Genomic DNA, 11,782 nt, shown 5'->3' with positions numbered 1-11,782 from the left:
TCGTAGCCGGAATTGATTCACCCCACGGATGGCGAGGCGTACCCACGGCTGTCAAACAGCATGGGATCCGTGGGAATTGATTTTCGTTTTTCCGCCCCGAAGACGGCGTCGATCTGAATGTACCGGTCGGTGTGGCCATCAGTAGACAACACGCGACACGTCGCGGTTGGACATGAATCGGCGGAAACAGAAAGCTTTTACATTTGACCGGTCACCGATCAGCGGCGCCGAAGCTGGATTCCTGACAGGACGGCCATGCCCTGTTTGGGGACAAACCGGACGTTCAAATCGTTTTGGACCGAAACGCTCTTGAGCTCGATCGTCGCGACGGCATGTTCGACATCGCCACCAATTGTCACGTTTTCCGCGACACGATCATCTTGAACATAGACGTCGAAAACCCGGACGTTTTGATCGTCCGGTTCGGGATCGGCAAAGATCAGTTCGACGTCGTACTCGTGCATCGTGCCGTCCGCGGTCGACCGACCCGCCTGGTCCTTTTCGCCTTGGATCGTCATTCCCAGTCGCAAGTCGGTGATGCCTTCGGCTGCCGACGCGATCACCCAGGGGCGAGTCGAGGACACGGCGGCGGAGGAATGGCGTGCGACGAAGCGGGTTTCCGGATTGACCGCGATCGCCAGCGGCGGTGATTTTCCAGCGACGACCGGGTGTTCCAGCCACAAGGTGCCGTCTTGGTCACGGCGATCCCCGGGAGCACCAAAGTTGATCGCCAGATTTTGAATCGATTCTCCAGGCGACAAGTTCGCCACCCCGTTGTGGACACTCCACATCTCGATTTCCGGCATATGGACCAGTGCCAATGAGGTTTGGTTTTGGTAGGCACAACTGCACGTCCGGGTGTAATCGGGGGCATTCAAAACGCCATTTGCGACGACCAAATTGGATGTGCACCCGGACTTGAATCCGCCCAGGTTCCCGGTCCCGGAATGGGTCAGCAAATCGTAAAACCCGGCGGCGCCGGAGCGAAACGTCAACAGGTTTTCGCTGGCGATGATGCTGTTGCAACCGTAGGCCCGCGTGATTTTCCAAGGCTGCATCTCGCCGGTTAGCGGGTTTTCGACCAACTTTGGCTCTCCGGTTTCCAAATAAAACGCTCCCGCCGATTCGGAGTAAGAATTGGAGTTGGTGATGATCAGATCGTTGTGCAAGATACAGGGGCCGGAGTACTTCAGCGAACGATCGCTCCATTTCACGTGTCCATCGCCGGCGTGGTAGACCGTCATGCCCTCGGCGACTTCATCGGCCAATCGGTCACTCGCCTTGGCACCGGCCTCGAGCAGCAGATCGTATTGTTCGGAATAGCCCAGCCAGCTGCCAAAGATATTCTCTTGGGACTGCCACACCTGCCGACCGGTTTTGAAGTCGAACGCCACGATGCGATAGCTGTCGCTACGTGATCGACCGCGGCGTAGCAGCGCATCGGCGATTTGCTTGGGCGTGCGATCCAGGCAATAGATCTTTCCTCCGCCGGCGACGATCCCGTTGTGCCAGAAACTGTGCTCGGCGTCGACTTTCCAGAGCTGTTTGCCGCTATGGCGATCAAAGCCGACCAATGCAACGCTGGCCGCGCGATCATAGCTTTTCGTTCCGAAACCAGCTTTGTTGCCTTTTAACTTTTTGTCGCTATCAAACGTCAAACTGTTTCGACCGCGGTACATTGCAAACCCCAGGCCGCCGATCAGCACGTCTTGATAAACGCCCAGATAGCCCCATTGTTCCTGTTCACCGTTGGCCGAGGGCGGAAGCTGGAAATCGGCAAGCAACTCGCCCGTGGCCGGATCGAGTGCGTGACAAACACTTCCTTCGACAATGTAAACGCGGTCCTCGGTAACGACATAGTTGGTACCGCGAGCATTCGCGCCGGGGATGTGCACCTGGTTGTACTTGGGGTTCAGCGGCAAATTCTCATAGGTCTGGTCGTAGTAGACGTCAAAGGTTCCCAGGTCAGCGAACTCGCGTTTCCAAAGCACCCGTCCGGTATAGACGTCGCGGGCGCTGAGCGAGTTCATTCCCTGGATGAACAGCCGGCCTCCGACCACTTGTTCCGGTGGCCCGTGCCCGTGACGCGGCAACACATCCATGTTGCTGCTGCCACCGAACCACAGCACGCCCAGCGGCAATTTGACTCGGGAGTCGTTTGATTTGACGGTGTTGGCGACGTTGCCGTACTGGTGCGTCCAGTCGGCCGATCCCGGCAGGGCACCGGCGCGCCGCACGACGACGCCATGTTTGTCGCGGTTGATGACGGCTTGTTCCAAGTTCATCGCAGCGACGCGTCGGGCCAACGCGTCCTGGTGATCCGTGCCGATCAGCACCATCGCGCCGCCGTAGGGACGCACGCTTTGATAGACGGACGCGATCGCAGCGTCATCGAGTCGTTGGGCGTCGTCAATGAAGACCATGTTCGCCGCGTAACGGGGGCCTCGGAACGAACGGGGATCGCTGTGATGGACCGTGACGCGGCCGTAGAGCCCCAGGGCATCGAGTCGACGGCGCGCGGGATCGATCGCCGAGGCGTCGGAATCCACGATCGCCAACTGGTCGAACGGTGATGCGGACGCCAATGCCATCGCCACCGGGTGATCGCTGTCGCCGAACCAAAATGCGTAGCCCGTTGCATCGCCGAGCGCCAGTAAGTTGTCAGCCATCTGTCGCGTCTGCGTAGGAACAGGTTGCGGGCGAGGCGGAACGATTTTTGTCGGCTCCTCGGATTGTCGAGGGCCGTATGCGATCAGATACCCGTCGATCGACACGGCAAACAGTTTTCCATCAGCGACAATCAAACGTTCGATCTGTTTGTCGGTCGGGATTGTTTTGACGACCTTGGCATCTGCATTTTCTTTCGGCAACGCGATCAAGGTGAGTTGTTTCTTTCCGGCGGCGACCAAGTGATCGCCCGCGAGAATCAAATCGCCGCTGCCGTCGGCTTCGATTTCCCAAGCGAGTTCTTGATCGGCTCGGTAGGCGCGAACAACGTTTCGATCCTCTTCGGATTCGGCCGAATACACCCAACCATCGTGCAGCACGGGCTCGTTGGGCATGAACGCTGTTTTGACGCCGTCTTTCAAATGAAATGCGCGGGTTCCCTTGTAACGGGTGTGAACATAAAAGTGTTGATCGTCGGCGGCGACAAAGGACCCGCCCGTTCCTTTTCCGCCGGCGTTCAATTCAAAGTAACGCAGGTCGCCGTTGCCACGTTCGAAAACCGCCGGGACCGAGCGTCCGCCCGGCACGATCAACAAGGACTCGGTTGCGACCAACGCCCCCTGTGGCGCCACACCGGCGAATGACGGGGCACTGTGCGGTTGTTTGATGTATTGCGATCCGGTGCGATCGTTGACCCAGCGGACTTCACCGGTCCGGGCGTCCAACGCGTAAATGAACGTTCCCATGAACGGCCAAATGCTGGCGGCAAAGTACACGGTGTCGTCGCGAACGACCGGGCCGCCACGGGCCGGCCAGGCCGACGTCAACCGCCGATTGCCGATCGCGTGCTGCGAACTCGGCGCGGCGCTGAATTTCCACTGCAGCTCTCCGCTGGCCGCATCGACGCAGTACAAGTGGCCGTCGTCGCTGGTGAAATAGACGCGGTCGCCCGCTCCTGCCGGTGGCATTCGCACCGGGGCTTCGGTGTAGAACGCCCACAATTCCCGGCCGCTCGTCGTGTCCAACGCCACCACTTTGTCGCTGTCGTTGAAACCCAGGAACAAGCGTCCGTCGACGACGATCGGTTCGAACACACGATCGTAGGTCATCAGGTCCAAGTTCAGCGGGTCGTCCCAGGCCTGCGATCGGGCGGTGAACGATCTTTCCCACAACAAGCTCAAGTCGTCGTTCAACCCGTTCGGGCTGGCCGCCGAACGCTCGGCGTCGTAGCGCCACATCGGCCAGTCATCGGCGGCGATCACGGGCGCCGTCAACAAGGTGAGCGTGGCGAGAAAACAGAGCGGGTTCGCGATCCTGCGAGCGATCATCTGGGTTCCTGAACGGTCGATTGGCGAAGGCGTCGGGGTGGTGACGCCGAACTTGAGACGACTCCTCCGGTGACGAGCTGCTCGCTCACCGCAGGATCGAAGGGGCGGGTAGGAAGTTTTTGGGGGTAGCAAGATTTTAGAGACTGAAACCGCCTGGGACAGCCGATTTGGCGTGCTCGATCAGGTTTTCTTGTCGCCGATCACCCACAACGTCCTCAAGATCGACTTGGCAATCGGGCCGAAACGTTAAGAATGAAGGCGTTCACCTGTCCGAACCGGATGCCTTTGACACCCGATGCAATCCCGCTGATGATTTTTTCAAGAATAATTCTGCCGGCCGTCACGTTTCTCGTTTTTTGCCCGCTACCGCTGTGTGCCCAAACGGACGGCGATCCATCCGCCGCTCCGGCCGAGCCCGCGGTCAAGATCAGCGATCCGCAAATTCCGATCGATCAGCTGGAAATCATGGTCAAACCGATGACCAAAGCGGAACTTCAGCGTGAGGCCGATGCCTGGTTTGCCCTGCTGCGGGCCAAAGGCGGAGAAATCGCCGAAGCCCGGCTGGGCGTGAAACGAGTGATCAGCGACCAGGAGTCCACGGCCGCCGCGGGAACGACTGACGACGCCACCGCTGCGGCGGAACCGAGCGACGCCACTGCCGAACAGGAAGCCGCCGAACAGGAAATGGCCGAGGAGAAACAGACGCTGTTGGACGACGTCAACGTGCTCCAAGACGAGCGAACGGCGCTCAGCGATCGACTGGAAGTCGTCCTCGATTCACTGGAGCGCAAAGGAGGCGAAGCCGAAGAGTATCGCAGCTACATCTCCGCGGTGTCGGGGATCGAACTCGACACCACCGATGTCCAATCGGCGTGGTCGGGGTTTGTCGGCTGGCTGTTGTCCAAAGAGGGCGGACAGCGTTGGGCATGGAATCTGATCAAATTCCTCGTCATTTTGTTGATCACTTGGATGGTGGCCAAGATTGTCGCCACCAGCGTGAATTGGCTGCTCGACCGCAAAGTCAAACTGTCTCAGTTGGCGGAACGATTGATCGCCAACTCGATTAAAAACGTCGTGTTTGTGATCGGATTCGCCGTCGCGTTGACCGCTCTGGAAATTGACATCACGCCGATCGTGGCGGCGATCGGAGCGACCGGTCTGGTCGTCGGTTTGGCGTTGCAGGGAACGCTCAGCAATTTCGCCAGCGGATTGATGATCCTGGTCAATCGCCCCTTCGATGTCGGCAACGTCGTCACCGCCGGCGGCATCACGGGAACGGTCGACAAGATGAATTTGATCTCGACGACCTTCCGGACCTTTGACAATCAAACCATTCACGTGCCGAACAACTCGATCTGGAACAACGTCATCACCAACATCACGGCCAACGAGAACCGCCGCGTCGACATGGAATTCGGCATCGGCTATGGCGACGATTTCGAAAAAGCCGAACAGATCATCTTGGAAGTGGTCAAGTCACACGAGTTGGTCTTGGACGATCCCGCCCCGGTGGTCGTCACCCATGCCCTGGCGGATTCCTCGGTCAACATCGTCTGCCGTCCCTGGGCCAAGACCAGCGATTGGTGGCAGGTGAAAACCGACATCACCCGCGCGGTCAAACAGCGATTCGACGAAGCCGGGATCTCGATCCCCTTCCCCCAACGCGACATCTACGTGCATCAGGTCGCAGCGTCAGCGGAGAAAGCCTAGCAACGCATCTTCCAGTACGATGGCCCTTCCGGGTCGTCGGGAGTCTTCCATCCAAGCCACCAAAAGGTCTCGGGGTCCACGCAACTACCAATGGCGCCCTTCTCCCCCCCGGCATTTTTTGGAGGGAGACGGGCTGGGGAGGAGGGGATTAGCGGCCGGGAATCTGGTCGGACATTCGGCCCCTCAAACCCAAACTGGCCTGAAGAAAAGTACGTGGCGTCGAAAACTGGTGAACCGGCAACGATTGAAAATTGCAAAATGAACAGTGCAAATTGCGAAATGATTTGAGCGACGATTCCCGGCAAATTTGAATTTTGCAATGAACAGTTTGCAATTTGCAATCGAGGGATCCAGCAGAATCGCTGAACGTCCCCGAACCTACCCAACGTTCCAAGTTCCATTGATTTTCGCCAGCCCACCCCCAACCCCTCTCCCCAAAGAGGTCTTCAGCCAAGTCTAAATCCGACCCTCAGGCGAGATCTGGGTTGCCAATTCGGCAAACGATTTCGTTTTCAATTGCGTGTACATCGCTTCGGGAACGTCGGGAAGCGATTTCAGAAACGCCTGCCGCGTCGAATCAAAAACGTTTTGTGTTCCCTCGGTCACCGACCAGCCGGAGCGGATGAACACGTAGTACCGCGCGATCATTCGCAAGTTCTTCAATTGTGCCCGCATCAGTCGATCGCTCGATGGATCGGGGCCAGGTTGATGAATCTGGGCAATCAAATTCAATCGCTTCGCGTCATTGCCAAACCGGACGACGTCGCGACGCAACGTATGATTGACACCGTCGGCTTGTTCGTGTCCCCAAATGTCAAACCGTTGCTCTGACTGATCAGGTCGGATCCGCTGTTTCAGCAAGGCGTCCGTGATCTCGGTCGCCAGAGCAACCATTTCCGCAGACTCTTTTGCCGTCACCGAATCGGGGGCGATTCGCACAACGGCCTTCAGCGCAGCTCTGGCACCCTTTGGGTTGTGCTCAACGCCTCGATAGCCGCTTTGCCCACGCTCGGCAAAGGTTCTCAATCGTTCCAGCAACGGTTCAGCGGTATCCGTGTATGGAGTGCGATCGGCACGCTGGAGCGCGACGTCGACAAACCAGTCGATCCCAGGGCCGTCGGGCGCCGATTGCTCGTACTCGCGCAGCACGTGCATGATCCGTTGGCTGCCGGCGAGATCGGGTTGGTCGATGATCTGCACCAATGCGTCGGGCAGCATGCTCATTAAATGACGCGCCGTTTCTGCTTGGTCTTCACGCGGGTTCTTGGCGGCGTAGTCGCTGACCGTGTCTTTGAGAGTTAGCCCGAAGCACCGTCGGCGCAGTGCATCCAAGTCGGCACTGGCGATCGGCGATGCCGTGTACGGGCGGCGACCGGAGATCGCCGCTCGGTAGAACGCGTCATCGCTAGACAATTGCCACGTTGCCGTTTCGCCATCGACGGTCGCGTCGACATGGTGAAAAATCTCGTGGTGAAACGTCAGTTCTAATTGCCCCTCGCTGTAGAACGCCGCGGCAATGGCGCTCGAACCGTTGTAGACGCCGAAGTACCGGTAACCCTGGAGTTGTTTGTCGTACGGACGGCCCGGGTCGCTGGTTTGCTTGGACGCACAAGCCGCGAAGACTCCGACGGTTTCCAGTCCGACTTCGCGAAAATAGTTCGGCGGATACAGCTTTGCCTCGCGAACGCAGATCGCCGCCGCGCGTGCTTTTTCTGAGTCGTCGAGGGGTTTTAGGACGTCGTGATATCGCCCGGGCGGGAGGTCGTCGCGGTGGAAGACCAACTGGGCGCCGGAGTACTCGTGGAAGGATTGCAGCAGTGTGTCGAGGCGGGGACTGCTGGCGCTCGCCGAATGTACCACCAGCGTTGCTGCCACGAACGTCGCGGGAACGAGGATTCGATGCATCGTCGAGAAGAATGGCGAAAACGGTAGGAACATTCAACGTTTTCCTCCAGTGCACGGTCAATCCGCAAGAAATTACACACGCATTAGGATACCCCAAATCACGCCTGTGACAGCTGTTGCGACGACATGCACCAGCCATTTTAACATTACCGGTAGATTCACGACCGCAAACGGCCGATAGACCGCTATAGTGTTGAGTGTCGTGATTCATGGCGAAGGCCGACGTGCGTTGATGCACCTCTTTCCCCTCCACGACGAAGGACGATTGAGAGAGCTTTGGAAAAGTAGTTTCGGATAGTTGTTGTTACGGATGAGTTGGATTTTCGTTCCGGGCTGGGCTTTTTAAAAGTTCTCTGTGATTGATCGTTTCGATTCTTCTGGCGCTCGCGGCTGGAAATATTTGGTGCACCGCACCCTCCTGCGTTGGCGATCCATCGATCGCGAACCTCTCTTTTGACTCCTGTCCTGTTTCCGTCACCACGGAATCACCTTCAATAGGAGTTCGAGTATGAACATTTACGTTGGAAACCTCAGTTTTGACGCAACCGAAAACGATGTCGAAGCAGCCTTCGGCGAGTACGGCGACGTCAAGTCGGTCAATGTGATCAAAGACCGCGATACCGGCCGATCACGCGGATTCGGGTTTGTCGAAATGAGAACCCGCGAAGCCGGCTTGGAAGCGATCAGCGGGATCGATCAAAAATCGATCTGCGGACGTGACGTGACCGTCAACGAGGCCAAGCCGCGCGAAGAGCGTAGCAACCGCTGGTAACGGCCACTGTCGGATTGAGGATCGAGTTGTCGTCGCCCGTCGATCACGTTTGTTAGAATCGGTCTCCCACAAGAGACCCTTTCGCACTCGTTCGATCGTTCGCGATGACAACTCCGATCCGATTCCTACCGCGCCGGTCGTGCAGGAACCACAACAACCACAACGCACGGTGGATTCCAGCGCTTTGCCTCACTGGGTTCATCACGGCACTCGGTGCGGCCAACGTCGTCGCACAGAATCACTCGGTTCCCCAGGCACAGATCGTCCTGTTCACCCCGAGTGATATTCAACCGCCGCGATCGGACTTTCGCAAACGGCTAGACCAATTCGGTCGTTACGCCGAGCAATTCTTTCATGCCGGTCTGACCGATTGGGGATACACACCGGCCCGGAAAGAGATCTTCAATCGGGGCGACGATGGGAAGATCTCGGTGATTCACGTCAGAGGCGATTTGCCGGCCGCCGGCGGGGCCTATAAGAAACAGTGGATCAGTCGGCAGGTATACGACAAGCTGAGGAGTGAACACGGCGTCAAAATCGCCGGCAACCTGTATTGGATCTTCGTCTACGTCGGTGATCCGCCGGCCAAGCACGACAACTATCGCGGGTCGGGCAATTCCAAAGACGGCGGCTGGGCGGTTCTGAATTACACCAATTTGCCGGGGACGATTTCACCGCGCAGCGAGATGGTCACGCCGCTCAACGACAAACTGACGCTTAAGGGTTGCATTCACGAATTCGGCCATGCGCTCGGCTTGCCGCACATCGGGCCGAAGGTGGAACTGGGCAAGGGCAACACCCTGATGGGACCGGTCAACCGGATCTATCGCTATCACAAAATGCCCGATCGAACGAAGGCGTACCTGTCCGAAGCCGGTGCCGCGATCCTTTCCACACACCCGGTGTTTACCGGCAATCCGGCGTCGCGAAGCAAACTTCCCCGAACCGAATTTCAACGGCTCACCGCAGACTATGACCGCAAGACGCACACGATTGTCGTTGACGGGAAACTGGAGTCCGATTTCCCGATTCATCGCATCGTGGTGATCGATGATCGCGACGACAAGATCGGAGGCTATTGGGTCAAGGGATTTGTCGCCCAGGTCGACCCCCAGTCTCGGTTTTCTCTGTCGATTCCGACACCGGGACGCAAGGGACAATTGAAAATCCTTGCCGTGTACGCCAACGGAGCCTTCACCGGAGATGGCCGGAAACGCGGGATTGAGAGTGCAACTCTGGTTCCGTATTCGTTTGGTCGCTGACGTGCCGTGACGCTGCATCGGTGCATCCAGCCCGGCGACTTGGTCGTCGAGAGCCTCCAACGATGCCTGGTGCTGGCGGAGTTTTTCATTCCGCAGCGCGACACGCAAGCTAAACACTGCGACAAGACCGCAAAGGGGATTTCATCGGGTGGCTCCGAAGGCTGTTGCGTTGTATGGCTGCGCGCGGCTGCGGGGCAATTTAGACGCCCTGTCTTTGCAAGGGGGGGCGCGGGCGGTTACGTTGGACCGAACGCGACCGATGTATTAGCGGCACGATTCTTCATAACCACCAGAGCCTCGACATGATTTCATCTTGCCGGCAACGATTCTCAAAAACAGAATCCGTGTGGTCGGGGCTTGTGCTGGCCGTGTTGGTGTTCAGTTGCGGGCATGGCGCGATGGCCGAAACGCCCCAAGAAGACTCGTCGGCGACCGGTGATCGCGTTCATCAGACCCTGCGGATCTCGACCCAGGCGGCACGCCAATACGAATTCGAAGTCGCTGGTACACCGCCGCGGAAACTCGATTTGCACCCCTCGTCAATCCTGAATTGGTCCAACCCGGTCGCCGGAGAAATCTATGGGAACGTGTTTCTGTGGACCGATCGGGGGCGTCCTCACGTCATCGGATCGATTTTCCAGTGGTACTCACCGATGACACATCGAGAACCGTTGGTTCCTAGGCTTTGTCCCTCCACCCGGCAAGGGTCGTAGGTGGTAGCGGAATTCGCCAAGAATTTCGGCTTTTTCCGTGTGGACTGATGCGAGTCGAAAGCCTCGGCGGCTTCCGCTACGGGTTTAGCGACAAAGCCTAGCTGCTAGTCCGAGACCGCTACGTTGAGCATCGATTAACTTGGGTTGGGGCGGGTCGGCCAATGCTAAACGGCTGAGTTTCCATTGATCAACCGGTTCGCGCCGGCATCCGGACCTGCTCGCTGCAGCTACGTTGCTCTTCACGGGCTGTCGTTCGTTGGACTCCGCGTCTCGGACTTCCAGGAGTAGTTGGTGTGAACGCCTCCGACAGTGAAAACACAGGGATCGGCGATCGGGAGTTTTGAAAAGGCCCCCTCATGGCGGAGTTCAATCAACGTTTCGCGGAGCATCGATCCGATGTGTTTATCATAGGCTTCGCCATCCGAATCGGATCCAATGACGACCTTGCTTCCGTCCAGCAACGTGATCGTTAACGGAAGGTTGTCGCCGGCAAATCGCTCTGTGCCTTCGTACCAGTGAAACAGGTCGAGACGATCCCCCGTGTCCTCAACAAACTCATCTGCCTCCGCAGCATCGGGGCGAGTATCAAAGACCAGGTCGACGAACCCTTCGTACTCGAGATCAAATTCGAGCGAAATCCTCCCGATCGGGTCGCCTGGATCACCCAGTGCAGGCGATGGCGACTTGGCGTAGCTCTTCACCCGCTTGGTAATGTACTTGCGAATCTTGCGTTGGTCCGTCTTTAGATTCAGCCGAGACGTCTTCGGTCGACTGAAATCTCTCAGGACTTGATTCAGGCAATCCACGTCCCCCTGTTTCAGGTAATAGTTGTACCGTTGGTGTGCCTCGTACCGCTTCGATTCATCCCATGAATCGAACGCCTTCTTGAAGTTCTGAAGCTGCTTGCCGGCTGTGTTGTAGAACGCGGTCTCGAAATCATTTGGTGGATGGTTCGTCCGCAGCAAGACACTGAGTTCGGATTCTTTTGCTTGCATACAAACGTGGACGAGCCGTTGCAGTGCGAGAAACGCGGCATCAGCGTCCGCGGGTGTCGAATCACCGAGTTCGGCCCAACGAGAAGCGATCGATTCGAGATCCCGATTTGCCAGGGCCGCGATTTCGTCACGTACTGCATCCGGGATCGCGGCAAGCGTCCGTGTCGAGATCACTTCGTGAGATGCAAAGCGGGCGTAGACCTCGCGTCGAGTTTTCCACCAGGCCGAGCGATCGTCGAGAAGATCTCGATGAATCGCGACGATCGAGACGACGTCGTCGATGTTAACGTTTCCCTGCGGCGTGACATCCAACTTCATCGCATTGGAAACGTCAGCAAGTATCGCGTCAAAGGAGTCTAAATTTGCGACGATGAGATCTGTGGTCGAGTTCATAAGCGTGATCGTGTAGTCATGTATGCTTGCACCTACC

General features: G+C 57.7%; 7 protein-coding genes. 4 read left to right on the top strand and 3 right to left on the bottom strand.

All coding sequences use genetic code 11. The features are described from left to right. Window positions 1-218 precede the first annotated feature (218 nt). Window positions 219-3,995, bottom strand: a complete 3,777-nt coding sequence (locus H1B37_RS12145; protein ID WP_182866930.1) for an outer membrane protein assembly factor BamB family protein — start codon at window positions 3,993-3,995, stop codon at window positions 219-221. 279 nt (window positions 3,996-4,274) lie between these two features. Between H1B37_RS12145 and H1B37_RS12140 the strand changes: the two genes are divergently transcribed. After that, complete coding sequence (locus H1B37_RS12140; protein WP_286177667.1) at window positions 4,275-5,705, top strand: mechanosensitive ion channel family protein; 1,431 nt, start codon at window positions 4,275-4,277, stop codon at window positions 5,703-5,705. Between the two features lie 456 nt (window positions 5,706-6,161). On the opposite strand, the gene H1B37_RS12135 is transcribed toward H1B37_RS12140, so the two are convergent. Then, window positions 6,162-7,643, bottom strand: coding sequence for a hypothetical protein (locus H1B37_RS12135; RefSeq protein WP_182866929.1), 1,482 nt, complete (start codon window positions 7,641-7,643; stop codon window positions 6,162-6,164). Between the two features lie 475 nt (window positions 7,644-8,118). Here H1B37_RS12135 and rbp point away from each other — a divergent pair, with 475 nt between their 5' ends. From rbp to H1B37_RS12120, 3 genes are all read left to right on the top strand, one after another. Then, window positions 8,119-8,382: an RNA-binding regulator gene (gene rbp / locus H1B37_RS12130; RefSeq protein ID WP_182866928.1), complete on the top strand. Its 264-nt coding sequence runs from the start codon at window positions 8,119-8,121 to the stop codon at window positions 8,380-8,382. A gap of 104 nt (window positions 8,383-8,486) precedes the next feature. Beyond that, a complete protein-coding gene (locus tag H1B37_RS12125) occupies window positions 8,487-9,644 on the top strand; it encodes a zinc metalloprotease (protein ID WP_182866927.1) in 1,158 nt (385 codons plus the stop codon). Window positions 9,645-9,946: 302 nt separating this feature from the next. Beyond that, window positions 9,947-10,357, top strand: a complete 411-nt coding sequence (locus H1B37_RS12120) for a hypothetical protein (protein ID WP_182866926.1) — start codon at window positions 9,947-9,949, stop codon at window positions 10,355-10,357. Between the two features lie 239 nt (window positions 10,358-10,596). On the opposite strand, the gene H1B37_RS12115 is transcribed toward H1B37_RS12120, so the two are convergent. After that, window positions 10,597-11,745 (bottom strand): hypothetical protein, encoded by a 1,149-nt coding sequence (locus H1B37_RS12115; protein ID WP_182866925.1) that lies wholly within the window; start codon window positions 11,743-11,745, stop codon window positions 10,597-10,599. Between the last annotated feature and the right edge of the window lie 37 nt (window positions 11,746-11,782).

Origin of the sequence: Stieleria mannarensis (genome assembly GCF_014154935.1) — a bacterium.
Lineage (GTDB): Bacteria > Planctomycetota > Planctomycetia > Pirellulales > Pirellulaceae > Stieleria > Stieleria mannarensis.
The sequence above is the reverse complement of the archived record's forward strand: the minus strand, read 5'-3'. Positions and strand labels throughout refer to the sequence as shown.

Bases quoted from the DNA above. Each gene is read 5' to 3' on its own strand.
- H1B37_RS12120 (WP_182866926.1), top strand. From the start codon at position 9,947: ATGATTTCATCTTGCCGGCAACGATTCTCAAAAACAGAATCCGTGTGG.
- H1B37_RS12140 (WP_286177667.1), top strand. From the start codon at position 4,275: ATGCCTTTGACACCCGATGCAATCCCGCTGATGATTTTTTCAAGAATA.
- H1B37_RS12135 (WP_182866929.1), bottom strand. From the start codon at position 7,643: ATGTTCCTACCGTTTTCGCCATTCTTCTCGACGATGCATCGAATCCTC.
- H1B37_RS12115 (WP_182866925.1), bottom strand. From the start codon at position 11,745: ATGAACTCGACCACAGATCTCATCGTCGCAAATTTAGACTCCTTTGAC.
- H1B37_RS12145 (WP_182866930.1), bottom strand. From the start codon at position 3,995: ATGATCGCTCGCAGGATCGCGAACCCGCTCTGTTTTCTCGCCACGCTC.
- H1B37_RS12125 (WP_182866927.1), top strand. From the start codon at position 8,487: ATGACAACTCCGATCCGATTCCTACCGCGCCGGTCGTGCAGGAACCAC.
- rbp (WP_182866928.1), top strand. From the start codon at position 8,119: ATGAACATTTACGTTGGAAACCTCAGTTTTGACGCAACCGAAAACGAT.